The sequence below is a fragment of the Mesorhizobium amorphae genome (genome assembly GCF_014843845.1).
Taxonomy (GTDB): domain Bacteria; phylum Pseudomonadota; class Alphaproteobacteria; order Rhizobiales; family Rhizobiaceae; genus Mesorhizobium; species Mesorhizobium amorphae_A.
In genome coordinates, this window is the sequence record NZ_JHQS01000063.1 from 80,269 (window position 1) to 106,885 (window position 26,617).

The window sequence follows — 26,617 nt, forward strand, 5'->3', positions numbered from 1 at the left end:
ATCTCACCTGTTCACCGAATAGCAGTCCACCTGCGGTTCGCTCGGCAATACGCCGGAGACGCCGATGACGAAGCCGGGAGCGTCGAGCAGCGAGGCCCAATGCTCGCTCTTCTGGTCGAGCTCCAGGCACAGCCGGTCGCCGTCATAAGGGATTTCGCGGGGCTGCGAATGCAGCGGCTTCAGCGGAATGCCCGGCAGGCGCGATTTCCAGAGGCCCTCGAACTGGTCGGCCGAACCGACGGTGGCCTGATTGACGAATATCTTGCGCAACGCATCCTCCGACAGCTCCGAGCCGACCCGGATGACGATGCGGCTGGCGACCAGCAGCTTCGGGTTGTCGATGCGGATTTTCCAGACATTGGTCGAATGCCGCATGACGGGCAGGGCGCGCGATTTCGGCTCGATGTAGCGCAGGCTGAGGATGAGCGAACGCAACGCATCCGCCAGCGCCGAATAGGCAGGGCCGGGCGCCATGTGATCGTAGGCGGGCAATTCACCCAGCCGTCGTGCGCTCGAGCCATAGGTCGCCATCGAACCGGCGAGACCGGCGAGCTCCAGGTAAAGCTCGGCCGGATGGAAGACATCCTGCGCCAGCATGTGCGCCAGCCGCGGGCGGGCCGCATTGGCGAGGTTGAGCATCAAGAGGTCTTCGACGCTGCGCCCCGGTCCGCCCAGCACCATCTTGCCATGCGCCTCGGCGATCTGGTCTAGCCCGGTGACGACTTCGAGAAGCAATTGCCGGTACCAGGCAATGGCACCTGTTATCAGCGTCGGCGGCAGGAATGTCTCGTCCAGCGAGACGCCGCCATCGGCCCGCACCCCCTTGACGTCGGCTATCGGCAGAGCGGTGTAACCACCGACCGATTTGCCGGGCGCAAGCAGCAGCGCCTGCGGGCGGGCGATTTCGATTTCTTCCGCGTCCGACCCACCCTGCACGGCATCGCGGACCGAAACGATCCGCCCATGGTAGCGCGCTCCGGCCGAAGGCGCGTGCGCCGGGTCGAAGCCGACACCGCCGGCAGGCTCGAGCGGCAGGGCGACGAGTACGGCTCCGGCACCGGTGTCGGCGGTGACCGGCAGCGGTCGCGGCGCGTCCATGAGATCCGGAATGGAAAAAGGGGTGCCGTCCGGGAAGATGCCCCGCGCCGACAGGATCGACACCTGGCCGGCATCGAGCAAGGCCTGGTCCAGCGTCAGCTGGGTGAAGCCGAACGTATGCAGTTGCCCGGCTTGCAACGCGCCGCGCACGGTCGCCTCGAAGAACCGGTCCTGCTGCTGGAAATGCTGGGTCCGCAGAAACAGCCCTTCGGACCACAGCACCCTGTTTGCATCGCTCATGCCGCTACTTCCTGCATCGAGCACCCCTTGCCCTGGCTGCTAGGCGGATATGCCGCCGCTGCCAAGCGTGACGTTGACGGTGAATGTCGAGCCGGCAGAGACCGACTTGGTCGTCCGCCAGTTTCGCCCGCCAGGCTCGCGAATGAGGGCGACGAAGCCCAATGCAGCCGCGTCCGGCTCGACGGTGATGGTTTTGGACGCGGACTTTCCCGGTCCGACGGAGACCTGGTCGGAGCCGATGAGGTCGCCCCCCAGCGCCGAGCCGGCATCGCCCTGCAGGGCGAAATAATCGGCCGAATTGAACTTGCCGGTACTGCGCAGCCGCATGATCAGGACCGTCACCGGCCGATCGCCGCCGCCTGGTCCCGGGTTCATGCCGGCCGCGCCGGTCAGGTTGACCGTGATCACGGACGGTTTCGGCGGGCCGCTCTGGCAAGCCGCAAGCAGCCCGGTCGCACCCAGGGCAATGACAAATTCGCGTCGGTCGATCATGTTTCACTCCTCCTCATATGCGTCACGAAAATCGGCGCCGATTTCGCCAAGGAAGCTCTTCTCCGCGCTCTCGGCGATTTCACGATGGCGTTTCTGGTAAAGTTCCCACAGCTTGGCGCCACGCCCGCCCGAAAGCAGGGTGCCGATCGCGGAATTCGATTTCAGCTCTTCCTCGATCATCGCCGGGTCGAAGCGGTCGATCATCTGGCGCAGCGCTGCCTGCACGCCGCGCCAGGCGCGCACGTGATGCTGCGCAAGATCGCGGACCGCATCGGCGATCGCCGCTTCGCCGGCAAGAAATCCGGGACTGCGTTCGGCGATGATGGTCACGATCGCGTCGTCGACCGTCGGCAGGAATTTGAGCGGATTGACCTCGGAGGCCCCGACCATCGTCTGGGCGACGCGGGCGTTGCCCTTTTCCTCGGCGCGCTTGCGCAGAAGCTGCATCAGGCCTTCCATCATCAGCCGGTATTCGCGACCGAATTTCTCCATTTCGGCGATGGTGTCGCGTCCGGGGAAATCGGCTTCCTCGACGCCCATTCCGCGCAGGAATGCGCTGCGAAGCGCCATGTCCTCCTGAGGCGCCGCTGCCGGCGGGCGGGCAGGCCGGGAAGCGGCGGCCGGGCGTGGCGGGGGAGGTGGCTCCGGCGCCTGCACCGGCAAATCCCACGGGTTCGTCGGTTGCGGCCGTTCGGCGGCGCGCTCTCGCTGGCCGCCTGGCGGGGCGCCGTTCGTCGAAGCGGGCGGCTCGGCCGGCCCGAAGCCGAAATCGTCCGCGAATGAAGGCGGCTTCGGCGAAACAGGCTCGGCCGCGCCGTTGAGCGATGGCACCGGGTCGAGGCTAAACGGGTCGTCGAAGGCCGGAGAATTGTGCTGGTCCGCGTTGGCGCGCTCGAAGGCGCCCGGCACAGGCTGCTCAAACGGGTTCGGCAGATCGGCCGGCCGCGGCCGTCGCGGCTCCTCTTCGGTCCTGGCCGAGAAGAAATCGTCGCGGCCGATGCTCACCGGCCCGCGCGACGGAGGCGGCGATCGCTCCGGCATGGCGCGGCTGGCGGCGGGCGAGGGGGCGGTCGGCGTCTGCAGATCGACATGCAAGACATAGTCGCCCAGCCGCAGCCGCATGCCGCTTTGCAGACGGGTCGATTTGCCGGCGCCGAGCGGGCTTTCGGAATCGTTTATGAACAGCCCGCTGCTCGACGTATCGGTGACGAAGTACCCATCCTGCCCGCCCGAGATCTTGCAATGGGCACGCGAGACGAACATGTCGGGATCGTCGATCTGCCAGCCCGCGTCCGCACTGCGTCCGATCACCAGCTCACCCTCGTCCAGCCGGGTCTGCCGCACCGCCTGGGTGCGTGGGCCTTGCTCCAGCGTCAGCAGCAGACTCATGCCGCGACCTCCGCCATGTCCGGCCGCCATCCAACGATCGTCCGCAGCCGCAGATCGTCAGCATCTCCCCTTTCGGCGGGCCGCGCAAGCCAGGCGGTCCGGGCGAGCTGGACGGTTCCGATACGCGGCGGCGGTACAGCTTCGCGTGCCAGCACGATGCGCAGATCGACGTCGAGCGTTTCCCCGATCATCTCGCGAACCGCCTGTTTGAACAATTTCAGACGCTGGCCGCCCGGCAGGAACGCCTTGAAGTCCTCAAATCCGAGCGGGCCGACGCGCAATTCGATCCGGCTTTGGCGGCTGAAAACGCGAGGGCCGATCGTCGCCCCACGGCCCAGCGCCGCGTAGGCCTTGGCCACACGGGTCTGGAATGTCGCCGGTATGGTGATCCAGACAGCGACGAACTCCTTGATCTGGACCGGCACCTTGAACGCTTCCGCCAGGAACAGCGTCAGCCGCTCCGGGCCGTCGACCTGGCTGGCCAGCGATCCGGCCTGGCGAAGCTTCACCGTGTCGAGATCGGGATCCTGGGTGCCGGGAAGGCCGATACCCGCCATCGCCTGGAGCATCGCGCGGACGCGGCCACCGACAGCGCGTTCGACCTGCACCGCCGGATGCGCATCCGCCCATGCCCGATAGTAGAGGGCGATCATGCGGTGCTGAAGAATGTTGACGAAGTCCACAAACGTCGTGTCGCTGGTCTGCTGCGCCTCGGCGCCGGTGAACCAGCGCTGCGACAGACGATCGAGCACCCAGCGCGTCAAATGCAGCGGCATTGGCCCCTCAGGTCCCAGCAGGCCGAGATTTGCCACCGTGACCCGCGCCGGCGTCTTGTCGTCTGCCTCGCGGAAACCTACGACGTCCCGGGCCGAGAAGCTGAGACGCACATGCTGCCCCAGCCTTGCCGGCTCGCGGGCCGGCTGGCCGGAATAGCCGAACAACCCGCCCTTCTGCTCGAGCCGGCGCAACAGCTCGAAGAAGTCGAACGCCTCGGACAGCCTCCCGGCCTGGTCCAGCTCGACCTTGCCTAGATCAGGTAGCGATTGCCGGGCGTCATCGGCCATGGCACATCCTCCTGCTTCTGCAACAGCCGCGTGCGGGTCCGCACGAAGCCGTTTATGCCGGCGTGGCGGGCAAACAGCCGGGCAAGCAGGCCCGAAAGCAGCAGCGTGCTTTGCCCCGCCAGGACCGACTGGTCCACATGCAACGTCACTTCCGTGCCGCGTCCAAAGCACATCGGCCCGTCGATCTGCAGCCGTTCGATGACCGGGCGCGAGTCGATGCGGACGATCGAGTGCACGTTGCGGGCGAGGCTCGGATCGCCGCGGTCGGCATAGAGATCAAGCAAAGCGTGCAGCGGGTCGACGCCACGACCTTCCTTGGCAAGGCTGAGGAAGTTGAGTGCGAGCTGCGCCACGAGCCGCCAGGCAAGATTGTCGGTCCGGGATTCTCCTTCGGCGCCGACCGGCAGCGCCGCTGGGATCGCCGGCTGCGGCGGACGCAACGCACCGAGAAGCCTGACCGTTTCGACCGGATCGGCTGTCTCCAGGGTCAAGGTGGGGTTGTCGTCCAGGATCGGCAGATCGCGATTGGTGCAAAGGGCCATGATATCGAGACGCTTGAGCGGCCGGTTCGCCGGGCTTGCGACTGGGCGCGAAACCGCCAGGAATACGTCGTCGCCTGTGTAGGAGGTGCGGGTCAGGCCGTCGCGCCGTTCATCCTCGGTCGCCCGGCGAGGGCGACGTTCGGTGGAATAGACCCAGCCGCTGCCGCGATTCTGCCCCAGGCTGAACAGTTCGGGGATCTCGGCGTCGTTGCCTTCCGTATCGGCGTCCTCGACACGGGTGACCCGATAGATTTCGAAATCCCGCGCCCTTGTGCGGTCGGCATGCAGCACTTGCCGCGTCTTGCGCGCATCGAGCTCGATGACGTTGCACTCCCGTTCGAAGAGATTGATGATCGGCGTCGCGAAGAGTTCGAAATCCGCGGGTGCCAGGTCGGCAAGTTCAGGCACCGGGCGCCGGAACAGGAAGATGATCTCGATCCCGGCCTCGCATTTGCGCACGACCGGCTGCAGCCCTGAAACGCGCACATAGTGGAAGCGCTCGGGCATCATGAAATATTCGCGCAGCAGACGGTAACCTTCGAAGGTCGGACGGGTGCGCGGCATCAGGGCTTCGTCGTCGCCGATGCCGACCATTTCGGGCTCGGGCAGGGGCGATATCGGATTGGTCTTGCCTTCCGCACGTGCGCCGACCGCCGAACAGGCGCCGAAAATGGCGTCAAAGATCAGCGGCGCCTTGGTGCGCCCGGCGAAATAAAGATCGAGCCGGTCGAGCGCCAGTTCGTTGAGCTTGCCCTTTCCGGTCCGCGCCAGTGCGATGCGCAGCGCCGCCACGCCGGCAACACCGCCGACCGGCCCGATGCCGGCTGCCGCCAGCCCGCTGCGATCCTGGAAATAGCTGACCGAAGTGACCGCGATCGGCCACAGCGTGACCTCCTGCCCGGTGGTGAAGGTGCAGCGCGTCGACAGGCCGGGTTGCAGGCTGGAGACCAGCCGCGTGCCCCGCTTGACGACATGGCCGGCAATCATCGACTGGACCTGCTGGCCGGGTTTCAGCACCGCCATCGCGGTTGCCGGCGCCGGCGTGACCAGATCCGGATAGAGGACGTCGAGCACGCTGCGCGAGAAGCGCGAGCGTTCCGCATCGACCTTGAGCCGGGTGCGCGCGGCAAGGAAGGCAACGCCATCCAGCAACCGCTCGACATAGGGGTCGGGGCAGGGGACCGTATCCAGCGAAAGATTGCGCGCCACCGCCGGATGCATGTCGGCGAATTCCGCCGCGAGCGCACGGATATGGGTCAGTTCCTCCTCGTAATATTCTACGAAGACCCGATCCATCTCAGCTTTCCCTAAGCTCGGTCCGCGCCAGGCCGTTGTCGAGATTGATCGTCGTGCGCAGCCGCATCCGTTCCGGTGTCGGCGTCATGATCAGCACGGCGTCTATCTCGATCTTCAGGCCCACGGTCTTGTCGCCGAGGGTGACCGTCACCGTTGTCGCGCTCTCCTTCAGGCGCGGCTCGAACGTGGCAAGGACGGCGCGGATCTCGCGGGCCAGCACATCGCGGTCGAAGTCCCGCGACGAACGGCCCGAGAAAGAGGGCACGCCATAGTTGACCACGCTGCGGCGCACCTCCGGAAAATCGGCGAGCGATGGCGGGTTGTCCGCTGTCTGTTCGTTTTCGAGGTCGGAAAGAAGCGGCGTGGCTTCGAACCGTTCGGTGTTGAACAAGGCCTCGATATCGCGCCGCACGGCTTCTCTCAGCACGCGGGCCGATACCACCACGCCGCGGCTTTCGATCTCCGCGCGGTGCTGGCTCTGGAAGATCAGCCGGTGCAGGCGCCGCTTCTGGTCCGGCGTCAGCTCAGCGTCGGCGTCGATGTGCCGCGCGCTGCCCGCAACGAGGGTTTCCAGCCGGTCCGCGCCAAGCTCGTCCTGCAACAGCTGGCGCAGCCCGTCTATTTCGGAGGTCAGGCCCGGCAGGTCGTTGACGAGGCGGTCCCAAAGAGAGGGTTGGACCGCCTCGCGTTTCGCGCGCGAACTGCCGGTAAGCTGCAGCTTGTTCGCGCCGGGCCGCCGGGCCTCACTTGCCGACATAGACATCCATTTCGATTTCGTCATCCTTGTCATAGACGAACTTGATCTTCTTGTAGGCGAAGCTGACCTCCTCCTCGATCAGGTCTTCCTCGTCCTCGGCCTGCTTCATGTCGTATTCCATGATCGAGGCGTCGGTCAGGGTAACGACCAGGTAGTCGCTGGTCTCTCCGTCGATCGTCCGGCGGGCGGAGAACACGACTTCGTCCAGCGCCTTGTTGTCGAACAGCGCCTTTTTCAGATAGGGCGAGGCCTTGTCATAGTGTTTGGTGAACTTGATCATGCCCAGGGACACGCGGCCACGGCGCGAGAGCGAATTCGGATCGTACGGAGCGACGATCTTGTAATCGACGCCATGGATTTCGATTTCGTCCTCATGGCCGTCACGAACGCTTGGGCCCTTGATATCCGGAACCTTAAGAAAGCCATCGATTTTCACTGCCATTGTCTTTCTCCACCGCTTTCAAACAAAACAAGATGTGGTTGCTGCAATCACGTCTTCACGGACGGTAGTTCCGACACCAGCCTGAGCGAGGCGTTGATGCCTTCAAGCTGGTAGTGCGGACGCAGATAGAAGCGGGCATTGTAATAGCCCGGCCGCCCCTCCACGCTGTCGACCTGGACCTCGGCCGCGGCAAGCGGGCGCTTGGCGCGCGCCTTGTCGTCGGCGAAGGCCGGGTTGGCCAGCACGTAGCGGTTGATCCACTCGGTCAACCAGATCTGCATGTCGGAGCGTTCCTTGAACGATCCGATCTTGTCGCGCGCAATCGCCTTGAGGTAGTGCGCAAAGCGCGAAACCGGGAAAAGATAGGGCAGGTTGGCGCTCAGCCGCTCGTTCGACTGGGCATCGGGATCGACCAGACGTCCGGCACGCGTCTCGTCGTCCTGCAGTGAATGCGCACCGATGAAGGCAGCGAGATCGGTGTTTTTGCGGTGCAGGATGGGCATCAGGCCGAGCTTGGCCAGTTCCGCCTCGCGCCGGTCGTCGATGGCGACCTCTGTCGGGCATTTCATCGCGATCGAGCCGTCGTCGGTCGGGAAGGAGTGCACTGGCAGGTTGAGCACCGTGCCGCCGTTCTCGACGCCGCGGATCTGCGTGCCCCAGCCATAGAGCTTGTGGCTGCGGTTGATGTTGACGCCCATCGGGAAGGCGGCGTTCATCCAGACATATTTGTTGTGATCGGCCTGCACCTCTTCCTCGAAGGTGAAGCCCTTCACCGGAACGGTGTCGGTGCCATAGGGAAGGCGCGCGAGCACACGCGGCATGGTGAGGCCGATGTAGCGCGCGTCCTCGCTCTCGCGCAGCGATTGCCACGAGGCATAGGCCGGGTTCGACACGATCATCTGCAGGTCCTGCGGGTTAGGCAGTTCCTGCCAGCTGTCCATGCGGAACAGGCGCGGCGAGGCGGCGGCGATGAACGGCGTATGCGCGGAGGCGCAGATGCCCGATATGTTGCGCAGCAGGCCGACGTCACGCGGATGGTTCGAGAATTCGTAGGCGCCGATAATGCAGCCGATCGGCTCGCCACCAAGCATCGAATACTCGTCCGTATAGACTTTCTTGAAGATCGGGCTCTGGTCCCACATCTGGCCTTCATAGTCTTCGAGCGTGTCGGCCAGCTGTTCCTTGGAAATGTTCATCACCCGGATCTTCAGCTTCTGATCCGTCTCGGTGTTGTTGATGAGATACCAGAGGCCACGCCACGTGCCTTCCATTTCGCGCACTTCCGGTGCGTGCAGGATCTCGTTGACCTGCTCGGTCAGCATCTTGTCGATGCCGGCGATTAGCGACTTGATCGACTTGATCGCGTTGGACGAAATGGTCGTGGTCTCGGAGCGCGACTGCGCCGCGAGCGCGAGGTTGCGCACGAGTTGCTGCAGCTTTTCGCTGTCGTCTTTCTTGACCTTGAAGTCCTTCTCGAGGAGGCCGCTGAATTCTCCGAGGTCGATGCCTTCCGCCTCGGCGACGGCTGGTGCGGTTTTTTGCTGTTCGGCCATGATTTACTCTCCAGCCTTGTCGTCGTCGGACATTGCCTGGCCGGCGATCTTGCTCAGAAGCGGCTCATTGTTCAGCAATTGCGCGATGCGCTTTTCGGCATCGACGCGGCCGTCCATGAAGCCGAGCAGTTCCTCGAGCTGACGCCGCATCTTGAGGATCTCGGCCAATTGCGGAACCTGCGCGGCGATCTTGTCCGGCGCGAAATCGCCCATCTTGGTGAAGGTGAGATCGAGCGCCAGTTCCTCGTCGCGCTCCTGGCCTTCGACCTGCGGCAGCGTGTTCTTCACGCGTGCCTTCACGCGGGGCCCGAGCGCTTCCATGAATTTGGGGAAGCGGTTGGCGTCGGTCTCGACGAAGGCGCGGTCGAGCACCGACTTCGAGGCTTCCTTGGTTTGCGAGGCGCCGGAAAGGTCGGCCACCACGCCCATGACAAACGGCAGTTCGATCGTCGTAGGGCTGCCGTAGGTTTCCACGTCGTAGGCGATCTGCACCCGCGGCGCGCGATTTCGTTCGATGACCTTCGCTTTGCTTTCGGCTGGCATGTGTTGCTACCTTTCATCCTTCTGAGCGGCCTTCTTGGCGTCGGGAACGCCGGCCAGGAGCCGGAATTCCTTCAGCCCCGAAGGGGCGAGATCTTCCATCAGTTCAACAAAATCCATGTGCACCATGCGGCGCACGCGGCGGGCCAGATGCGGGATCGGGCTCGACGGTTCGGTGCGGTCGTAGAAGGCGACCACGAGGTCGAGGCATTTCACGACGTCGTCGCGCGAGGAGATCCGGTCAGGCAGGCCAGTGCTGCCGGGCTCCGCGTAGCTTGCCACACTTGCCATCGTATCGGCTCCATGACCGTTTCGAGCAGGCATTGCCGGTTCGGCCGGCGCCGGGGCCGGCTTTGCCGCGCCATTCGCAGCGGCCCCGGCGGCCGCGTTGCGTTCGAGCGTCGTCAGCAAACGCTGCAGATACCGCTTTAACTCCGGGACGGGGGCACCGCCTTCGAGACGGGCGTTGAGTGCGGCCTCGACCGCGTCGAGGGCCGCGATCGCGGCGCGGGCGTCGGCGACGAGTGACGTCATCTCGGCACCGGCTTGATCCACTTGCGCCGCACAGCCGCTGCGCACCCGGTTGAGGAGTTGGCTGTGGGCACCGGCCAGCGCCGCCTTTTCGGCCGTATTCAATCCCGAGGCGGCTTCCTGAAGCATGACGCGCTCGTCAAGTGCTGCCTGTTCCAGGTCGCGTCCGCTGATCGGCCCGATGCCGCGAGGCGCAAAAAGCGTCATCTGACGCAAATCCGCCAGCAAACCGTCCTGACCGTTTTGCAAGTCGGCCAAGGCGTTGAGACGGCGCAAGGCGGCATCGCGTGGCGAAGCGCCCGGCCGCAACGCCGGATGCATCGTGTCCCAATACTGGTCGATGCTTTGTGCAATAAGGCTCAGTCCAAGCGTCAGCCCGGCCAGTTTCTCTTCATTGGCCAGCGCCCGCGCGACAACGACAAGCAGGCGCAGGTCACGGCCATGGCTGCGCAGTTCTTCCGCCTTGTCGAGCACGGCAGGCCAGTCGACCGGAATGGTGGATTCGACCGGCTTGTTGTGACCCTCCTGGACGACCTTGACCTGGGGTTCGGTGAGCCGCTCGATCTCGTGAAAGGCCGGATCGTTGCGCAAATCTCCCCCAGACGGGTTTTCACCGTCCAAAGGATTCAGCCAGAGTGCGAGATCAATCACACGAACCCCCAGCAAGCGGCCCTGAGACCTGCGTGATCAAACATCTATCACACTGCGTCACTTTATCACAATTCAACAGCTGCTCAAAAACTAACGGAAGCTAAACGCGACCATTCTCGCTTGCGGGAACCTGGCGTGGTTACCGAAATCCGTATGTGAAATGCATCGCATAGGCGGGGGCAATTTCATGTTTGTTTTCGCGGAGATGCGGGGCGTTTCGTGAAATGCCAGACGTCGGCCGACTCGACGTCCGGGCGGTTCATTCGTCGCGTGCTTTGTCAAGATGCTGCTTATGTGGCAGGGTATCGGCGGGCAGGTTTCAGGAGCAGGTTCGATGGAACAGCGCCGGTCATCGCAGAGCTTCAAGCGCAAGGAACTGGTCGCTAAGCTCAACCCTGTCGGCGTCCGCGCCTTCAAGGCTGCGGCCGACACGGCCAAGATGCGCGGCAATCCCTATGTCGAACTCGTCCATTTCGTCCAGCAATTGGTGCTTTCGGAGCGCTCGGACGTGCAAATGATCGTCGCCGACGCAGAGATGGATGTCAGCCGGCTAACGGCCGACATGACGCGCGCTGTAGATAAGCTTCCCTATGGCGCGACCTCGGTGGAGGAGTTTTCCGACCATATCTTTCACGCCATCCAGGAAGGCTGGAACCTGGCGGCTCTGGAATTCGGTGTCGAAGAGGTGCGCAGTTCGCATATCCTGCTTGCTTGCCTGAAGACGCCGGTGCTGGAAGGCCTTGTGTCGAAAATCAGCGCCGAATTCGACAAGATCGATGCCGACGCCGTCATCAAGCGCTTTGCCGAGGTGACGGAAGGGTCGCTCGAAGCGGGCGACGCTCCGACGGCACCCGATGCCGAGGCGCCGATGAAACGGGGTCCGGGCGGAGACTCTGCGCTGGCCAAATATGCGACCAACCTGACCCAGCGTGCCGGCGACGGCAAGATCGACCCGGTCGTCGGCCGCGATCCGGAGATCAGACAGATCGTCGACATCCTGATGCGGCGTCGGCAGAACAACCCGATCCTCACCGGCGAGGCAGGGGTCGGCAAGACGGCCGTCGTCGAGGGCTTTGCGCTGCGCATCTCCCAGGGCGATGTGCCGCCAACGCTGCAGAATGTCAGCGTGCATATGCTCGACGTCGGCCTGATGCAGGCGGGCGCCAGCGTGAAGGGCGAATTCGAGAAACGGCTGAAGGCGGTCATCGACGAGGTGCAGTCCTCCGAAAAGCCGATCATCCTGTTCATCGACGAAGCCCATACGTTGATCGGCGCGGGTGGTGCGGCCGGAACCGGCGACGCGGCCAACCTGCTTAAGCCGGCGCTGGCGCGCGGCGAGCTTCGCACCATCGCGGCAACGACCTGGGCCGAATACAAGCAGCACATCGAGAAGGATCCGGCGCTGACGCGCCGTTTCCAGGTGGTCAAGATCGACGAACCATCGGAGGCGGTGGCGGTTCTCATGCTGCGCGGCGTGGCGGGCGTTCTGGAGCAGCACCACAAGGTGCAGATACTGGACGAGGCGATCGAGGCGGCGGTCGGCCTGTCGCACCGCTACATCCCGGCCAGGCAACTGCCGGACAAGGCAGTGAGCCTGCTCGACACCGCCTGCGCCCGCGTTGCGATATCGCAGCACGCCACGCCGGCCGAGGTCGAGGACATTCTGCGCCGCCGTCAGGCGCTGGAGGTCGAGAACGGCATCATCGGCCGCGAGGCTGCGATCGGCATCGAGGTGACCGAGCGGCAGGCACGGGTCGACGCCGGACTGGCCGAGACCGAAGGCACGCTTGCCGCCGCGCAGGCACGCTGGGATCGGGAAAAGGCGCTGGTCGCCGAGATCCTCGACCTGCGCGCCAGGCTGCGCGGCGAGGGCGTGCCGCTCGATGCGGTGGCGGCGGGGGAGGCCGCCGGCGAAATGGCGGCTGCGGACTCAGCAGCGGTGTCCGAGGCCAAGGCACCCGGGACCAAGCCGGACGGGGCTAAGGCATCCAAGGCCAAGGCGTCCGACACCGAAACGGCTGAGGCCGAGCCGGAGGCGACGGCGACAGCCGGGTCGCCAGCGCCCGATCCGGTTGCAGATCTCGCGCGGCTGCGCGAACTGATGGCGGAACTCGCCGAAGCGCAAGGCGAGACACCGCTGATCCTGCCGTCGGTCGACCGCAATGCGGTGGCTGCCGTGGTGCAGGACTGGACCGGTATCCCGACCGGACGGATGCTGTCCAGTCAGACCGAAAAGGCACTGCGGCTGGCCGGCACCTTGTCCGAGCGCGTGGTCGGCCAGGACCATGCCATGGAGATGATCGCCAAGCGCGTGCAGACCAGCCGCGCCGGCCTCGGCGCGCCGGAAAAGCCGGTCGGCGTGTTCCTGCTCTGCGGCCCGTCTGGCGTCGGCAAGACCGAAACCGCGCTGGCGCTGGCCGAGACGCTCTATGGTGGCGAGCAGAACCTGATCTCGATCAACATGTCCGAATTCCAGGAGGCGCATACCGTCTCGACGCTCAAGGGCGCTCCGCCCGGCTATGTCGGCTACGGCAAGGGTGGCATCCTGACCGAGGCGGTGCGGCGCAAACCCTATTCGGTGATCCTGCTCGACGAGGTCGAGAAGGCGCATCCGGACGTGCACGAGATCTTCTTCCAGGTCTTCGACAAGGGCATGATGGACGACAGCGAAGGCCGGCGGATCGATTTCAAGAACACGCTGATCCTGCTCACCTCCAATGTCGGCTCCGAGGTCATCATGGACCGCACCAAAAACGGCACGATGCGGGCTGGGCTCGACGATCTGGACACGGCGCTGCGCAGCCCGCTGCTGAAGGTGTTTCCGGCGGCCTTCCTTGGCCGTGTGGTGACCATTCCCTACTACCCGCTCTCGGATGCGATGATCGAAGCGATCACCCGCCACCAGTTCGCCAAGATCGCGCGCCGGCTGCGGGCCACCAACGATGCCGAACTGGTGATCGGCGACGGCGTCATGGACCTGGTCAAGGCGCGCTGCACCGAGATCGAATCCGGCGGGCGGATGATCGATGCCATCCTGACCAACACGCTGCTGCCGGAACTGAGCCGCGGCGTGCTGAACCGCTCGCTCGAGGGTGAGAAGCTGACGAAAGTGACGGTTGGCGCTTCAGCGGAAGGGTTTACTTACTCTTTCGAGTAGGCATTGCTTCTGGAATCTTCCTACCGTAGGAAATGGGTGTGGCTGTCACCAAAGACTACGAGCCACGTTCAGTTCGTATGGATTTCTGATCCCGCAAAGGACGGTATCTCAAGCCCGTGGCGCAGGCCCGTGGCGACGACCGAGACCCGGAATTTTCCGGCGAGCGCCCGGTCGAATATGGCGCCGACGATGATGTCGGCGTCGGCGTCGACCTCCTCGCGGATGCGGGTGGCGGCTTCGTCGACTTCGAACAGCGTCATGTCCATGCCGCCCGAGATCGAGACCAGAACGCCCTTGGCGCCGATCATGGAGGCTTCGTCGAGAAGCGGGTTGGCGATTGCCGCTTCGGCGGCCTTCTTGGCGCGGTCTTCTCCGGCGGCTTCGCCGGTTCCCATCATGGCGCGGCCCATGTCGCGCATCACTGATTTCACATCGGCGAAGTCGAGGTTGATCAGCCCTTCCTTGACGATGAGGTCGGTGATGCAGCCGACGCCCGCATAGAGGACGCGATCGGCCATGGCGAAAGCGTCGGCGAAGGTCGTCTTGGCATCGGCGATCCGGAACAGGTTCTGGTTCGGAATGACGATCACCGTGTCGGCGCACTCGCGAAGCCGCTCAATGCCTTCTTCTGCCGATTGCATGCGGCGCTTTCCCTCGAAGGTGAAAGGCTTGGTGACGACGGCGACGGTCAGGATGCCGGCCTTGCGCGCGGCATGCGCTATGATCGGCGCCGCACCCGTTCCGGTTCCACCGCCCATGCCCGCGGTCACGAAGCACATATGCGTTCCCGCAAGGTGGTCCATGATCTCGTCGATCGATTCTTCGGCTGCCGCGCGGCCCACCTCGGGCAGGGAGCCGGCGCCCAGGCCTTCGGTGATATGGGCCCCCAACTGGATCAACCTCGACGACTTAGACATGGTGAGGGCCTGGGCGTCGGTGTTGGCGACGATGAACTCCGCGCCCTGCAGGCCCTCGGCAATCATGTTGTTGACCGCGTTGCCGCCGCCACCGCCGACGCCGACGACGGTTATCTTCGGCCGCATCTCGGAGATTACGGGCCTTGTCGCGGTGTTCATTTGCCGTTTCTCCCTGGAACGGACCCGGCGCAGGGGTCGACAGATATCTATTGGCGGCACGGGGACGAAAACTTGCTGGTGGGCGAATCAGAACCCGATGGCCATGAGACAGGGAATCAGAGGCTGGACACCACCGCAAGTCCGATGTGCCTCTCGATGTGGCCTGATCGATCCGACGGGCCGTTGGCCGGCAGGGCGACCGATCGGCGTTTGAGGGGCGGATGGGTGATTTTTTCCCGAAAGGGAGGCAGGGATTGTTAAGGGTTGTATACTATTATGGCTTCGGGGTGAAATATATCTAATTAACTTGGCAGTATTCTTGAGTTGATTATGGCCGTACTTGGCGCGCCCCCTCCCGACCTTAAGTGTCGCCCAATCCAGGAAAGCGATTGGGACAAAGTGGTCGATTGCCTGCGCAGGGGCTTTCCGATGCGCAGCCGAAATTACTGGAAGCAAGCGCTGACCCGTTTGTCGCAGCGGCCCGCGGTTGACGATTTCCCGCGCTACGGTTTTGCCCTGGAGACGTCCGAGCGGATCGTGGGGGTCGTGCTCACCCTCTATGCCCGCTACCAAGGCGACGAAATCCGCTGCAACATTTCAAGCTGGTCCGTGGACGCAGCATTCCGTCCTTATGCCATGAAGCTGATCTGGCCGGTTCTCAAACGCAGGGATGTGACCTACACGAACATTTCGCCGGCACCCTCGACCTTGAACGCCAACAAGGCGCTCGGATTTCGCCTGTTTGCCAGCGGCCAGTTCGCCTTCCTGCCCGCCTTGAGCCCGGCACAACCGACATGCCGCGTGCTCGAAGTCCGCCCTGACCTCGCCGAAATGGTGATGCTGTCCGACAGCGAGAGATATATCCTCCTGGAGCACGCCGCGCTGGGTTGTCTCTCGCTGATCTGCATTCGCGACGGAATGGCCGTTCCGTTGGTGCTGAGGTCGCGCCGGATATTGCACGGTCTCGTCCCTTGCTCCCAGATCGTCTATTGCCGATCTCTCACGGATCTGAGCCGCTGCGCCGGCGCGATGGGGCGCTTCATCCTGCGACGCGGAACCCTGCTTTGCCTCGTCGACGCCAATGAGCCTGTCCCGGGTCTGCTCGGCCGGTATTTTCCGAGGAAGGGGCTGAAGTACTTCAAAGGGCCGAAACCGCCTTCGCCCGGCGACCTGACGTTCACCGAACTGGTGATATTCGGTCCCTGAAAGTTAGCCTTGCAGCCCGGCCCTTGCCGCCGCCATCTCACGCCAGCGCGTTCCCAGCGAGACACCGACGAGCAGCAGGCAGAAACTGAGAGCGAGAGGCGAGTAGAATGCCTCTTCCTGCAACACGGCATTGGCCGAGATGGTGACAATGCCGACGAAACCAAACAGGAAATTCAGGTCGCCGGTTTCGATCAGCTGCCGCCTGGTCGCCACGGCGAGCGCCGCCAGGAAGCCGAAGAAAACCAGGCTGCCAATTCCCATCTGGTACAGCATGACGCCGACGGCGCTTTCGACCGGGATCGACGCGGCGCCTTCCGCCTGGGCGGTCGACCAACTGAGATTGATGCTGGTGCTCGACAGATTGCCGCCCAGCCCCAGTCCCTGGCCAAGCGGGTTGGCCATGAAGTCGCGTATGCCCGCCGCCAGGCCGAGCACGTGATAGTCGCCATGCGTGGCGCCATAGGCAATTGCCGCGGTTGTCCAGACCAAGGCCAGGGCGACGACACCGGAAAGCGTCAGGCCGGTGCGGGAAGGGCTATGGAACAGCCGTACGCAGAGCGCGACGAGCAGCATGAATGTCGCGCCCTTGGAGCCGATGACAAGCAGCAGCGGCAGAGCGGCGATGGGCAGCAGCCAGCGACCCTTGAAGAGCAGCCAGGCCGATATGATGCTCAGCGCATAGGCATAGCTGATCGAATGAAAGTTCGGACCGCCTATGCGAAAGACGCTGGGCAGGATGTCGTTGAAGAACGGCGTGTTGAAGAAGGTCGTCGTCATCACGTCCTCAAGTCCGCGGAAAACGAAGCCGGTTTCCTTGAGCGCCTTCTCCCACACGCCGGTCTCGATCTGCCGCGCGATGTTGCGTTCGATGTAGAGGTCGCCATGAAAGAGGCCGAGGAAGTTCATCGTGAAGGTCAGTTCCACATAGCCGTAGATGACCGCGCCAGTGCCTAGCCAGAGCATGCTCTTGCGCAGGTCGATGGGATAGAGGCTGGCCGCCAGGACCGCGATGTGGAAGCAGGCGAGGGGCGTGATCGTGTTGCGGAAGTAGACGACCGCGTCCTTGGGGCCGCCATGCACGACCCCCAGGGCGAAATAGAAACAGATCGTCCCGCACAGCACGATGCTCAGCAGCAGCCAGGCGCGCAATTCGGGCAAGGCGCGCACGCGGTGCTGAAACGACGCCGCCAGGAAGATGCAGAAGGCGGTCATCAGGATGATGAAGTTCGTACCGCGCAGCGCGTCGAACGTATCGTTGTCGGGTATGTAAGGCGTGTACCACGCCACCATCATGTTCTGGTAGAGAAAGGCGCAGATGATCACGACAGGAATGCCCGCCGGCACCGCGTTCGAAACGATCAGCGTCAGTATGAACGTCGCGACAATCCCGAACGGCGTCCACACCGCAAAGGCCGAAACGCCGAGCGCAACGACGATGAGCGCCATCGAGACATGCAGCAGGGCCTCGGCGCTCGATGCGTCCGGAGCCCGCGCGCTTAGCCCGACATGCGGATATGTCCCTGTGATGCTCATTGCCGGTCCGCTTTGATCCTCGCCTGCGCCAGCCTGCAGCCTTGACGTCTGCTGTCCATTTCAGTCGCCGTCTCCCAGCAGGGCGGCAATCATCTGAGGATCGAACCCCTCGGTGCTTTGCCTGCTGGCGATAATGCCAAAACCCTGATCGAGCTCCCAATGAGCCCAGCCGATGTGGTTTGCCTCGGCCGCCTTGCGCACGGCACGGGTCCAGGCCGTGCGGCTTGCTGGATCCACGCAGAAATTGAGCACGCCGAACTCGTTCAGGATGACCGGGCAGTCATGGGCACTGGACCAGCGTCCGAGCTTGGCAAAGTCCGCAGCGATCCGCGCCTCTGTCCAAGGATCTGACAATTCCTTCTCCACCAGGGAGGCAGCCTCTTCGTCGCCCGCAGCCCGCAATCTGGAGACAAGCGCGCGCACCTGCGGCATGTCCCTTGTCGCGGGAAAGGGCAGGTTGGCGATGCGGGCGAGCGGCGATGTATCCCAGTTCTCGCATTGATGGGTGAACGCCATGGGCGCGTAGTAGTGGATGGCTGCAATCTGCCTGTCGTCGACCAAGGGCGGCGTGTCGGCTATTTCCCATATGCCCTGGAAGCGTGCCGGGCCCCAAACCAGCGTGTGGAGCGGACATTTGGCCCGCAACGTCTCGGCGAGCTGTTGGCGAAGTTCAAGCCACGCGGCACGCTCCATCAGCGGCTCGTTCAACAGTTCCGGATAGACCGAATTCGTCGGCAGGTCGGCGATGACGGCGCGCAGGGCCGTCCAGGCCAGGACCACCCGCCTGGCCGCATTTGCCGGATCATGCTCGAAAGCCGCACGAAGATCGCCGGACGGATGCATGTCCACCAGAACGGCGAAGCCCAGCCCGACAAGCTCTGCGATCCCGTCGCGAATGCGGCGGAGCACCGCCCGGTCGCCTGCCGAGACAAGATCGCCGTTCACTGGCAAGCGGATCGTTTCGAACCCGGCTTGCCGCAGCTTTTGCAGCGTCGCCGCAGCGGGAGCAATACCTTCCTCGCGTTCGAACCATCCGGGAAGATTGAAGCCACGCGAAGGAACGGGACGAGCGGCCGTTGCCGGCAGCGCGGTCGAGACGGAGAAGGGGAGGGTCGTAAGCAAAGCCCCGCCAGCAAGTGCAAGCGCATGCCGCCGTGACACTGTCAGCGGCGATACCAGCTCAACCGCCCGCATGGATCAACTCCTTGCGAGGGAACTGCGGCGCAATCCGCCGGCCCCAGACGCGACATCGGGCATTGCCTTTGCCCCGGCGGGCTGTGCGCTGTCGATCACAAGAGTGGCGCTGCGTTCGATCTGGCCGGTGCCGAGATGCTGCTCCAGCAGGGCGGCGGTCCCGGACGCAGATTCGGATGGGCTTAGCGCGAAAAGCATCAGATCGACGCTTGCAAAGATCTCCCGATCCCAACCGTTCTCACCAAGGGATGGGGCAATCACGAGCACGAAATCGAATGCGCTCCCGGCTTCGGCCAGAATGCCGCGCAAGGTGTTGCGATCCCGGAATTCTGCCCCCTTCTCCACGGCCGGACTGCATACGACCGTGCGCAGGCCGCTCGCGCCATCGATGAACAGGCCGGGTCCGTAGCCAGCACGGTGCGGCTGGCCTCCGATTTCAACCACAAGCACATTCTGCTCGGCTTGCTGGAGACCAATCCCGACCATCGCGCCCGCAAGCCTTGCGTCAACATTGCTGCGCGTGGAGGAGACCAGAAGCACGAAGGGTTTGGGGTGGTCGCTAAGGCGCAGGAGTATTTGCCGCATAAGCTTCAGCACGCCCAGCGAAAGCGCGTCGCTGCCGGCTTGAAACAGTGACTTCCTCAGCGCCTTGATGCTTGAATGCGCCGCACCGCCGGCGACCCCCGGCAGGCGGTACTCGCCGAAATTGGCTGGCAATGGACGAGACATGGCAGGTGCGCCGTCCTTTTTCGGCTCTTTTGGCTGGGTCGCCTGCGGCACCTCTTCGCGAGGGCTTCGCGGGTCATCCTCGGGCTTGCGGACCGGCCCCAGCGCGAGGGCGATACCGCATCCGGCGATGAGGCCCAGAAAGGCGCTGACCGGCAGGAGCAGGGCCGGCTTCGGCCAGGTCGGCTGCAGCGGGGCGGAGGCGGCGCTGATCGTGCGCGCCTCGGATGTCTGGACGCCCTGCATCTGCGACGTTTCCTGCGCGCGTTTCAGGAAATCGTCGAGCACGGTGCGGGCAGCCTGGGCCTTGGAGTCCAGTTGCCGCAGTTGCACCTGTGCGATATTCGAGTTCGTGGACTGCTGGCGCAGGGCCTCGAGCTTGGCCTGCAGCTTCGCCACATTCTGGGCGGCGAGATCGTAGCTGGCCTTCAGCTGCTGTCTTATCCGCTCCGCCTCGGCGGCCATCAGCCGGTTCATGCGATCGAGCTCCGACCTGAGCCGCGCAATGGCCGGATGACGAGGCCCATACATGGTTTCGAGATTGGCGAGCTCTGCCGCGCGCTGGTTATAGTCGTCGCGCAATTTGACGGCGGAATTGGAGAAAAGGATTTCCGCCAGCTTGGCCAGGCCGGCCGGCGAGGTGCCCGCGGCCAGCGCCTGATTGTATCGGTCCCGCGCCTGATCGGCGTCGCCCTGTGCGGTTATCAACTGCGCCGTGAGCTGGTCGAGCTGCGACTGCAACGTGCCGCCATCGGCCGACCCCAGGATCTCGTGCTCCGACTTGAAATCCTCGACCGCGCGCTCGGCGTCGCTGACGTCCTTCTGAAGACCCTTGATCCTGTCGTTGAGGAGAGAATTCACGTCGCTGTTGGCGGTTTCGCGTTCTCCGGCGAGGCCTGTTCTGTAGCGATTGACGATGGCGTTGGCGATGCGCGCGGCCTTGTCCGGCGATGGCGACGTGAAGGAGACATTGATGACATAGGTCAGTCCTTCACGGTCCACCGATACCGCTTTTTGAAAGCGCTTGAAGGCCGCGTCCGGTGAGGGGCCGCGGCCCGCTCCAAACATCGACAAGACACGCGAGACCAGGCCTTTGCCTGAAAATTCCGGATCGTTTTGAAGCCCCTCTTTGTCGAACACTGCCCCCAGCAAGTCCTGCGATTCGATGACGAAGACCTGGCTTGCGATGGCGGCGCTGTCGGCGCCGATGCCGGGAAGAACGTCGTTGAAATTGGTCGCGCGCGAATCGCGCGGGTCGATCAATATCGAGGCGGTCGCCGTATAGCTCGGGCTCGTCACGGCGAGATAAAGCAGTGCAAGCAGCAGCGCCGCGCCGGCGATGGCAAGAACCATGACGCGTCGCCCCCACAGGACTGCCCATAGCGGTCCTATGTCGAACAAAGGTGGAAGCGTGCGATCGTCGGTTCTGGCTGGCGTCATCGGTTTCCTCTGCAGAGCGCGCCTTCCGGCCTTACTCTACACCGCCAGTATTCAGAATTATCGTTAGTCTTCCGTTAAGGTTACCCCGCCCGCTGCTCAAATTAACAAACTGGTGACGGTAACCATGCGGAGCGTTCGCGCTGGCGCGATCGCAGGCTTTTGCTCTATTGAGAGGCAGGTTTCAGCGTCGGCTCGCCTGCCGCGGGGGTAGGGCATCGCCGAACGCCACAGGGGCCGACGTTGGATGAAAATATAAGCAATCGCAGCGCGATATCGGGCGCCGACACCCGTCCTGCAGCCGACGATATGCGCATGTCCATCGCTACGCTCGCCAGGAACGGCGCCGTGGCGGGCGTGATCAAGCTCGCCAGTGCCGGCCTGTCCTTCCTGATGTTCGTGGCCGTGGCGATGGTCATGGACGGAAGGCAGTTCGGCCTCTATAGCGCAGCCTATGCCGGCGCCAGTCTGGTCTCTTTCTTCGCCTCGGTGGGTCAGCAAAGCACCGTGCTGAGGTTCTGGCCGCAATATGTCGGCCTCGGCGACCATAGCTCGGCGCATGGCATGATGGCTCGCGCCATTCTCGTCGCGCTTGCCGGGCTCGTTGGCTCCAGCCTGCTCATTCTCATGGTCGGATTCTTGCCGTTCATCGGGAAAGGCACGCCGGAATGGCTTTCGTTGTGCGTGGCGGCTGCGGTCCTGTCGTTCGCACTCGGCTGGTCGGAATTCACGTCCGGCGCTTTCCGCGCCAAGAACGCGCTCATATCCGGCCTGTTGCCGCGCGACATCATCTGGCGTGCGGGCACGATTGCCGCCATTGCCGCTTGCCACTTCATGCATATCGAGATGAGCGCGGTTGCGGCGACCCATCTGACCGCCTTGCTGCTCATCCTTTCGGTTGTTCCGCAGACGCTGCTTCTCGTGCGCGACACGGCGCGCGCCAAGCGCGGCCCACTCACCGAGGGGCAAAAGAGGGAATTCAAGACCGTGACGCTTGGCCTGTGGGGCGTCACCTCGCTGCCGCCGGCGCTCGGCCAGGTAAGCACGCTGCTTGTGGCGGTGATCCTGGGACCTGAGGCGGCCGGCGCGATCTTCGTCGCCGATCGGACCACGCGGTTCGTGGCGCTTGCGCTCAATGGAATCAATCAGGCGCTCGCGCCACAGATTTCGAGCGCCTTCTACAGCGGCGACAGGGCGCATGTTCAGCGCATCACCAATCTCGCCGCGCTTGGCAGCTTTGCCATTGCACTCTGCGTGCTTGCAGCGTTCTGGATTTTCGGCGGCTTTATCCTGTCCATGTTCAATCCGACCTACGACACGCCCACCATGCGGGCAACACTCGTCATCTTCGGCATAGGCGCAACCTTTGCCACGGCTTGTGGCCCGATCGAGATCCTCCTGCAGTTGACCGGCCTGCAGCATGCGCTGTTCAAGGTTCTGGTTGTCGTCAACATACTGGGGCTCGGCGCGACGGCGGTGACGACGTATTTCTTTGGACCCATTGGCGCGGCAGTCAGCATCGCCGGAACGGTCATCGCCTGGACCGCCATTGCCGTGTCGATCGCACGGCGCAGGATAGGCATAAATCCATCTGTCTTCGGCTTCACGATGGCAAGAGTTGCGCCCGTTCCCAGGGTGATGCTGAAAGGTCGTACGTGAAGATCATTCAGGTACAGACCCAGGCGGAGGCCGCGGGCGCGCAGCGTATTTCCGACATGGTGGGCGAAGGCTTGCGGGCGCGCGGGCACGAGGTGCGCACCGTCTTCATGTACCGCAAGACGGACGCCTTCGATGCCGATCCTTATGCGGATTTCATCCTCACCGAGAGTCCAAAGGGATTGCCTGGGCAGATCCGGGCGGCCATTGGTCTCGCGACATATCTGCGCAAGTCGCGGCCAGACGCCGTCATCACCTATCAGCACTACGGCAACATCTTCGGCACGATCGGCGCCCGCCTGGCGGGCGTAAGCCGGATCATCGCCAACCAGAGCGGTTCGCCGCACACCAAAGGGGTGATGGGCGTCCTGTCCCAGATCGACAGGCTGATGGGCGTGGTTGGCCTCTACCGGACGAATGTCGTCAACTCGGCCTGGACGGAAGCGCAATTCAGTCACTATCCGCAAGCCTATCGGCGGCGCTTGCGGCGCATCGATCATGGCGTTGCCGCGCCGCATGAAGACTTCGACAAGGCGGCGGCACGCGCTTCCTTTGGCTTGCCTCGGAATGCATGGCTTGCCGTCTCGTCCGGCCGGCTGACGCAACAGAAGAACCAGATTGCGCTCGTTGGGGCGCTCGATCAGCTGCCCGATATCCATGTCGCGATTGCCGGTGTCGGGCCGGAGCGCGACACGCTTGTCGCCTTGGCCAAAAGCCGGGATGTGGCGGACCGGCTGCATCTGGTCGGCGAAGTCCCCCCGTCGCGTATTTTCGAGTTCCTGGCGGCAGGCGACATCTACGCGTTTCCGTCGTTGAATGAGACCTTCGGTCTTGCCTGCGTCGAAGCGGCAATTTCCGGTTTGCCTGTCGTGGCGAACGACCTCGCCGTCATGCGGGAGGTGCTTGCTACCGAGGATGGCGAGACCGCGGCGATCTTCGTCGAGGACGACGCCACCGGCATGGCCAAGGGGCTGGCCGACTTGATGGCCGGGCCGGAAATCATGGCCAGGCTTTCAGCGGCAGGGCGGCGGCTCAAGGACAAGTACGCGCCGGCCAGGATGTGCGCGGGCTACGAGGCGCTACTTCTTTCCTGAACGTCTTCGCACCACCGCTATGCCGTCGATCGCTTCCAACACGCCCGATCGATTGAGCGTGTGGATTTTCGGATAGGGCCAGTCGCCATCGGTGTCGATCGGCCGGGGCGCCGAAAGCCGCACCGTCTGCTGGTCGAGTTCCAACAGTTCGCATAGGCCGAGCCCGCCGCCATAGCCGAGCGTTCCGTCCTGGACCGGGAGCAACATATGGCCCTCATCGATGCGAACGAAAGCACCACCTGGACGAGCCATGCGATGGTCGATCATGACAGGGTTCATAGGGTGGGGTTTCCACGGACCGGCGAGTGCGGGAGCGCAGAAAACCACCAGCGTGTCGGAGGTGCTGCCATAGCCATCGCGATCGGTGGCGAACAGCCAAAGCAGCCCGCCATGCTCGAGCAGCGTCGCGTCGGAAATCTCGCCTTCGACCAGCACGGTCTCGGCGATCCAGCGGTCCGGGAAGGCCGAGGCACGGTAGAGCGTGAGCCTGCCGCTGGCGCTCGCCTCGGGAAGCATCCAGATCTCGCCGTCGCGCTCGAACACCTGCGGATAGGAGAGGTGGTGCGGCTCTTCCAGAACGACGCGTGGCGCCTCGGGAGCGCCGGCTGCGTCAAACGGAACGACGGAGATGACGGCCTTGCCGGTCGCATGGGGATAGTCCTCGACGAAGAGGAACGACCGGCCCTGCCACTGGAACGGGAACGGATCGGCATAGAAGTGGTCGCCCGGGTCGGGCAGGACCGACCAACCGGGGCCAAGCCCGCCCGTATTCGCGATGCCTGGCGCATCGGTAAAGCGGTAGCCGACGCGCCAATGCGCATGACGGAAACCTATGCGCCGGATGATCTCCCGGCCAAGCCGCGGCAGCGCCGAGCCCAGATAGGCTGACACGAACTGCATCGCCGTGCCGCCACCGCGGACTTCAGACATGCGTTCGTTATTGAGAAGCCGGCCTTCAGCAAATGCCCGAACCACCGAGACGAGCAAGGTGATGGCGCGGGCAAGCACGTCCTCGGTGCCGAGTGCCGCCGATTCCCGCTTGTCCACCATCGGCCGTGCCCAGCCCACCAGCGTCTTCTTGTCGAGGACGGCTTCGATCAAAGGCAGCCTTCCGGCCGCGACCGCGATTGCCGCCGAGAGATCAGATGGGGATCCGTCGAACAGGAGGCCAACAGTCGGGACATCCGATGGGGCTGCGTTGCCGGCGAGGTCCAGTCTTAGCGCGGCGGACCGGTGCCCGCTTCGTGCCTCGATCTCATGCGGCGAGGCGGCAAGGTTGGGGCGGCGCCGTCGAAACAGGCGCTGTTCAAAGGCAAAGGCGGCTTTTGCCGCCATCGGCCAGTTTGCTGCTCCGGGCTGATGGCGCACAGCCACATCATGGCCGTCCGCCCGAAGCCGCTCTATGACGACCTTCTGCCACAGGCGGGGGCTCGATTGCGGAACAATCACCTCGATCGACAGCATGTCATTCCCGTCCGGCTGTAATGGTGCTCGGGTTCTAGACACTTGAAAAGAAATGATTTGGCCGAAAAAACTTACATTGGAGTTACATTCAAAGTCCGACTGCGTGATTCACGAGAAAATAAACTGTCGACCGACCCATCTCGAACCTGCCACGGAGGGCACATTCTAAGACAGATTTGCAACCATGGATCGATCTTTCGCATATACCAAGTTTCTAACAATCCTTGCGATTCGCCTTGACGCGGAACGCAAGACGTCGTCGATAGATCAGGCCCAGCCGGTTCGGATCACATGTTTGAAGTCACTGCCGAGGATTCGTTCGATTTCCGTTCGAAGGAATATGCCGAACTCTTCGCCAGTTCGGCGGCGACGGCTTTTCAACATCCCATATGGCTGAGCCAGCTCTATGAGAGGGTCGTACGGCAAGGCGCTGCCACGCCACTTGTCATCGTCGTGCGAAACGGCGCGGGTGGAAAGCTCGCGATGGTTTTGCCTCTGGTCAGGCGCCGGTACACATTGCTCAAAGTGGTCGAATTCGCCGACATGCGCGTTTCCGACTACGTATCGCCAGTCGCCGACGAGGAGACCTTCTCGCGTATCGTGGCGGACAGTCGAGCCGTTGCCGCGATCCGAAGGCATCTGAAGCCTTACGATCTCCTGCGCATCGGCAAACTGGCGGACCGCTCATTGGCGATCGAGCGGCTCCTTGGCATCGACAAGCGCGAAAGCATGGGCATGAGCGCTTACTCCAGCAAGCTGGAGCCGACATTCGCCGCCTGGCGCGAGCACCAGCTCGACCAGTCCTACCGCAAGGAGCTCGACAAGAAATCCCGGCAGCTTGGCCGAATAGGAGAGGCGCGCTTCGCATGCGCTGACAACGTCGCTGCCATCCGCACGACTTTCGATGCGCTCAAAGTCTATCGCGGCAAGCGTTTCGACGGCAGCAACGGCCCCGCCGACCTGCTGCAATTGCCGTCCTATTTCGATTTCTATCTGGCTGTGGCGACCGAAGGGTGCGGCGGTTTCGCTCGCATCTACACTTTCTGGATGAACGATCGGGCAATCGCCGGCGCGCTTGGCCTTGAGCATCGCGGTTCGCTGCTTGTCATTCTCGGCGGCTTCGACGAGGCCGGCTACAGGAAGCAGTCGATCGGCAGCCTGATGTTCGAACAGATCGCCCGCGACTGTATCGAGCGCGGCGACCATTCCCTCGATTTCACCATCGGCGACGAGCCCTACAAGCGCATCTTCGGCGGCCGGCCATCACCTATGTGGCAGATCTTCCGAGCCGGCAGCCCGCTCGGCCTGGCGGCGCATCTGACGGTCGAGAAATTGCCGGCGGCCAAAGCGTTGGCGCGGCGCGTGCTCGGTTCGCACGGGAAGAAGGCCGCCGCTGGTCATGTGGTGACGTCGCCAGCCTCGACCGACGAAGTGGCTGGGCCTTGAGGTCGGAACGAGCCCAAGGCGCGTCTCCCAAAT

Annotated in this window: 20 protein-coding genes; 5 read left to right on the forward strand and 15 right to left on the reverse strand. The window is 63.7% G+C overall.

The window, feature by feature from the left end:
• Positions 1-3: 3 nt before the first annotated feature.
• The 10 genes from tssK to tssA are packed head-to-tail and all read right to left on the reverse strand — an operon-like array spanning position 4 to position 10,595.
• Positions 4-1,338, reverse strand: coding sequence for a type VI secretion system baseplate subunit TssK (gene tssK, locus DH08_RS29585; protein ID WP_192182799.1), 1,335 nt, complete (start codon positions 1,336-1,338; stop codon positions 4-6).
• A gap of 39 nt (positions 1,339-1,377) precedes the next feature.
• Positions 1,378-1,830, reverse strand: coding sequence for a type VI secretion system lipoprotein TssJ (gene tssJ, locus DH08_RS29590; RefSeq protein ID WP_006204793.1), 453 nt, complete (start codon positions 1,828-1,830; stop codon positions 1,378-1,380).
• Positions 1,831-1,833: 3 nt separating this feature from the next.
• Complete coding sequence (gene tagH, locus DH08_RS29595; RefSeq protein WP_192182800.1) at positions 1,834-3,219, reverse strand: type VI secretion system-associated FHA domain protein TagH; 1,386 nt, start codon at positions 3,217-3,219, stop codon at positions 1,834-1,836.
• Positions 3,216-4,283 (reverse strand): type VI secretion system baseplate subunit TssG, encoded by a 1,068-nt coding sequence (tssG, locus tag DH08_RS29600; protein ID WP_192182801.1) that lies wholly within the window; start codon positions 4,281-4,283, stop codon positions 3,216-3,218. Before tssG ends, tagH begins: the two co-directional genes overlap by 4 nt.
• The gene (tssF, locus tag DH08_RS29605) at positions 4,247-6,121 is read right to left on the reverse strand and encodes a type VI secretion system baseplate subunit TssF (RefSeq protein ID WP_192182802.1); all 1,875 of its coding nucleotides are present in this window, start codon (positions 6,119-6,121) and stop codon (positions 4,247-4,249) included. The genes tssG and tssF overlap by 37 nt, the downstream gene beginning before the upstream one ends.
• Position 6,122: 1 nt before the next feature.
• On the reverse strand, positions 6,123-6,878 hold the full coding sequence (gene tssE, locus DH08_RS29610) for a type VI secretion system baseplate subunit TssE (RefSeq protein WP_192182803.1): 756 nt from the start codon (positions 6,876-6,878) through the stop codon (positions 6,123-6,125).
• Positions 6,865-7,320 (reverse strand): Hcp family type VI secretion system effector, encoded by a 456-nt coding sequence (locus tag DH08_RS29615; RefSeq protein ID WP_006204798.1) that lies wholly within the window; start codon positions 7,318-7,320, stop codon positions 6,865-6,867. The genes tssE and DH08_RS29615 overlap by 14 nt, the downstream gene beginning before the upstream one ends.
• Positions 7,321-7,367: 47 nt before the next feature.
• Entirely contained in the window at positions 7,368-8,873 is a 1,506-nt protein-coding gene (gene tssC, locus DH08_RS29620) for a type VI secretion system contractile sheath large subunit (RefSeq protein ID WP_006204799.1), read from the reverse strand.
• A gap of 3 nt (positions 8,874-8,876) precedes the next feature.
• Entirely contained in the window at positions 8,877-9,416 is a 540-nt protein-coding gene (gene tssB, locus DH08_RS29625; RefSeq protein WP_192182804.1) for a type VI secretion system contractile sheath small subunit, read from the reverse strand.
• A gap of 6 nt (positions 9,417-9,422) precedes the next feature.
• The gene (tssA, locus tag DH08_RS29630; protein WP_192182805.1) at positions 9,423-10,595 is read right to left on the reverse strand and encodes a type VI secretion system protein TssA; all 1,173 of its coding nucleotides are present in this window, start codon (positions 10,593-10,595) and stop codon (positions 9,423-9,425) included.
• Between the two features lie 334 nt (positions 10,596-10,929).
• On the opposite strand from tssA, the gene tssH reads away from it, so the two are divergent.
• A complete protein-coding gene (tssH, locus tag DH08_RS29635; protein WP_192182806.1) occupies positions 10,930-13,752 on the forward strand; it encodes a type VI secretion system ATPase TssH in 2,823 nt (940 codons plus the stop codon).
• A gap of 68 nt (positions 13,753-13,820) precedes the next feature.
• Here tssH and ftsZ read toward each other — a convergent pair whose 3' ends face one another.
• Positions 13,821-14,828: a cell division protein FtsZ gene (gene ftsZ / locus DH08_RS29640; protein ID WP_192182807.1), complete on the reverse strand. Its 1,008-nt coding sequence runs from the start codon at positions 14,826-14,828 to the stop codon at positions 13,821-13,823.
• Between the two features lie 330 nt (positions 14,829-15,158).
• Here ftsZ and DH08_RS29645 point away from each other — a divergent pair, with 330 nt between their 5' ends.
• Positions 15,159-16,034, forward strand: coding sequence for a hypothetical protein (locus tag DH08_RS29645; RefSeq protein WP_246801041.1), 876 nt, complete (start codon positions 15,159-15,161; stop codon positions 16,032-16,034).
• 3 nt (positions 16,035-16,037) lie between these two features.
• Here the strand turns inward: DH08_RS29645 and DH08_RS29650 are convergent, their stop codons facing one another.
• Genes DH08_RS29650 through DH08_RS29660 form a run of 3 tightly spaced genes read right to left on the reverse strand, consistent with a single transcriptional unit; the run spans position 16,038 to position 20,927 of the window.
• Positions 16,038-17,567 carry a hypothetical protein gene (locus DH08_RS29650; RefSeq protein ID WP_192182808.1) on the reverse strand — a complete coding sequence of 510 codons (1,530 nt, stop codon included), beginning with the start codon at positions 17,565-17,567 and terminating at the stop codon, positions 16,038-16,040.
• Positions 17,568-17,627: 60 nt separating this feature from the next.
• Complete coding sequence (locus DH08_RS29655; RefSeq protein WP_192182809.1) at positions 17,628-18,761, reverse strand: glycoside hydrolase family 5 protein; 1,134 nt, start codon at positions 18,759-18,761, stop codon at positions 17,628-17,630.
• Positions 18,762-18,764: 3 nt separating this feature from the next.
• Positions 18,765-20,927 carry a GumC family protein gene (locus DH08_RS29660; RefSeq protein ID WP_192182810.1) on the reverse strand — a complete coding sequence of 721 codons (2,163 nt, stop codon included), beginning with the start codon at positions 20,925-20,927 and terminating at the stop codon, positions 18,765-18,767.
• Positions 20,928-21,239: 312 nt separating this feature from the next.
• Between DH08_RS29660 and DH08_RS29665 the strand changes: the two genes are divergently transcribed.
• Both DH08_RS29665 and DH08_RS29670 read left to right on the forward strand, forming a co-directional pair.
• Positions 21,240-22,583, forward strand: a complete 1,344-nt coding sequence (locus DH08_RS29665; RefSeq protein ID WP_246801043.1) for a lipopolysaccharide biosynthesis protein — start codon at positions 21,240-21,242, stop codon at positions 22,581-22,583.
• Entirely contained in the window at positions 22,580-23,674 is a 1,095-nt protein-coding gene (locus DH08_RS29670; RefSeq protein WP_192182812.1) for a glycosyltransferase, read from the forward strand. The genes DH08_RS29665 and DH08_RS29670 overlap by 4 nt, the downstream gene beginning before the upstream one ends.
• Here the strand turns inward: DH08_RS29670 and DH08_RS29675 are convergent.
• On the reverse strand, positions 23,660-25,138 hold the full coding sequence (locus DH08_RS29675) for a glucosamine inositolphosphorylceramide transferase family protein (protein ID WP_192182813.1): 1,479 nt from the start codon (positions 25,136-25,138) through the stop codon (positions 23,660-23,662). The two genes, DH08_RS29670 and DH08_RS29675, sit on opposite strands and share 15 nt — an antisense overlap.
• A gap of 291 nt (positions 25,139-25,429) precedes the next feature.
• On the opposite strand from DH08_RS29675, the gene DH08_RS29680 reads away from it, so the two are divergent.
• Positions 25,430-26,584: a GNAT family N-acetyltransferase gene (locus DH08_RS29680; protein WP_192182814.1), complete on the forward strand. Its 1,155-nt coding sequence runs from the start codon at positions 25,430-25,432 to the stop codon at positions 26,582-26,584.
• Positions 26,585-26,617 lie beyond the last annotated feature (33 nt).

Excerpts from the sequence above, each read along its gene's own strand:
- tssG (WP_192182801.1), bottom strand. The coding sequence starts at position 4,283 with ATGGCCGATGACGCCCGGCAATCGCTACCTGATCTAGGCAAGGTCGAG.
- tagH (WP_192182800.1), bottom strand. The coding sequence starts at position 3,219 with ATGAGTCTGCTGCTGACGCTGGAGCAAGGCCCACGCACCCAGGCGGTG.
- DH08_RS29665 (WP_246801043.1), top strand. The coding sequence starts at position 21,240 with ATGTCCATCGCTACGCTCGCCAGGAACGGCGCCGTGGCGGGCGTGATC.
- DH08_RS29675 (WP_192182813.1), bottom strand. The coding sequence starts at position 25,138 with ATGCTGTCGATCGAGGTGATTGTTCCGCAATCGAGCCCCCGCCTGTGG.
- tssC (WP_006204799.1), bottom strand. The coding sequence starts at position 8,873 with ATGGCCGAACAGCAAAAAACCGCACCAGCCGTCGCCGAGGCGGAAGGC.
- DH08_RS29660 (WP_192182810.1), bottom strand. The coding sequence starts at position 20,927 with ATGACGCCAGCCAGAACCGACGATCGCACGCTTCCACCTTTGTTCGAC.
- DH08_RS29645 (WP_246801041.1), top strand. The coding sequence starts at position 15,159 with ATGGCCGTACTTGGCGCGCCCCCTCCCGACCTTAAGTGTCGCCCAATC.
- DH08_RS29650 (WP_192182808.1), bottom strand. The coding sequence starts at position 17,567 with ATGAGCATCACAGGGACATATCCGCATGTCGGGCTAAGCGCGCGGGCT.
- tssE (WP_192182803.1), bottom strand. The coding sequence starts at position 6,878 with ATGTCGGCAAGTGAGGCCCGGCGGCCCGGCGCGAACAAGCTGCAGCTT.
- DH08_RS29615 (WP_006204798.1), bottom strand. The coding sequence starts at position 7,320 with ATGGCAGTGAAAATCGATGGCTTTCTTAAGGTTCCGGATATCAAGGGC.
- tssB (WP_192182804.1), bottom strand. The coding sequence starts at position 9,416 with ATGCCAGCCGAAAGCAAAGCGAAGGTCATCGAACGAAATCGCGCGCCG.
- DH08_RS29680 (WP_192182814.1), top strand. The coding sequence starts at position 25,430 with ATGTTTGAAGTCACTGCCGAGGATTCGTTCGATTTCCGTTCGAAGGAA.
- tssF (WP_192182802.1), bottom strand. The coding sequence starts at position 6,121 with ATGGATCGGGTCTTCGTAGAATATTACGAGGAGGAACTGACCCATATC.
- tssJ (WP_006204793.1), bottom strand. The coding sequence starts at position 1,830 with ATGATCGACCGACGCGAATTTGTCATTGCCCTGGGTGCGACCGGGCTG.
- ftsZ (WP_192182807.1), bottom strand. The coding sequence starts at position 14,828 with ATGAACACCGCGACAAGGCCCGTAATCTCCGAGATGCGGCCGAAGATA.
- DH08_RS29655 (WP_192182809.1), bottom strand. The coding sequence starts at position 18,761 with ATGCGGGCGGTTGAGCTGGTATCGCCGCTGACAGTGTCACGGCGGCAT.
- tssH (WP_192182806.1), top strand. The coding sequence starts at position 10,930 with ATGGAACAGCGCCGGTCATCGCAGAGCTTCAAGCGCAAGGAACTGGTC.
- tssK (WP_192182799.1), bottom strand. The coding sequence starts at position 1,338 with ATGAGCGATGCAAACAGGGTGCTGTGGTCCGAAGGGCTGTTTCTGCGG.